Source organism: Xanthomonas sp. PPL134, from assembly GCF_040595915.1.
Classification (GTDB): domain Bacteria; phylum Pseudomonadota; class Gammaproteobacteria; order Xanthomonadales; family Xanthomonadaceae; genus Xanthomonas_A; species Xanthomonas_A indica.
The window spans coordinates 1-792 of record NZ_JAMDLL010000028.1; the positions used below are offsets into that span (position 1 = coordinate 1).

At 67.7% G+C, this 792-nt stretch carries 1 protein-coding gene; it reads left to right on the plus strand.

Translation table 11 applies throughout. The features are described from left to right. The coding region (locus M3U25_RS20525; RefSeq protein ID WP_355503878.1) for a flagellin at positions 1-738 on the plus strand (738 nt) is incomplete at its 5' end. Positions 739-792: the final 54 nt, after the last annotated feature.

A 792-nucleotide genomic window follows, 5' to 3' on the forward strand; every position in this document is an offset into this window, starting at 1 on the left:
GCCGACGCGGGCCAGACCATCGGCATCAACAGCATCGTCAATGCCAGCGCCGCCGCGCTGGGCAAGGCCGGCTTCGCCGCTACCCAGACCGGCTCGGCCGCCCTGGCCTCCGGTACCGCGACCGCCAGCGGCAGCTTCTCCGGCATGGTCGTCAACGGCGTCAACATCGCCTCGGTCTCGGTGGCCAACGGTGACGCCGGTGCCGACGTGGCCAAGAAGATCGTCTCGGCGATCAACGACAAGCTGGCCCAGACCGGCGTGTACGCCTCGATCGATTCCTCCACCAATGCGCTGAAGCTGGAATCGGTCAAGGGCGGCCAGGACTTCTCGTTCACCGCAGGCTCGGCCACCGGTGCCTCCGGCATCACCTTCAGCAACGCCGGCATCGCCGCCAGCGCCGCTGCCACCGCCGGCACCACCAACTACCTGGCGGACGTGGATATCTCCACCTTCCAGGGCGCGCAGAAGGCGATGAGCATCATCGACAACGCGCTGACCTCGGTGAACTCCTCGCGTGCCGACATGGGTGCGATCCAGAACCGCTTCACCTCCACCATCGCCAACCTGAGCTCCACCTCGGAGAACCTGTCGGCCTCGCGCAGCCGCATCCGCGATACCGACTACGCCAAGGAAACCGCCGAGCTGACCCGCACGCAGATCCTGCAGCAGGCCGGCACCGCGATGCTGGCCCAGGCCAAGCAGGCCCCGCAGAGCGTGCTGAGCCTGCTCCAGGGCTAAGCCCAGCCAGCCGCACCGCACGACCGGACCCCTCCGCAAGGAGGGGTCTTTTTT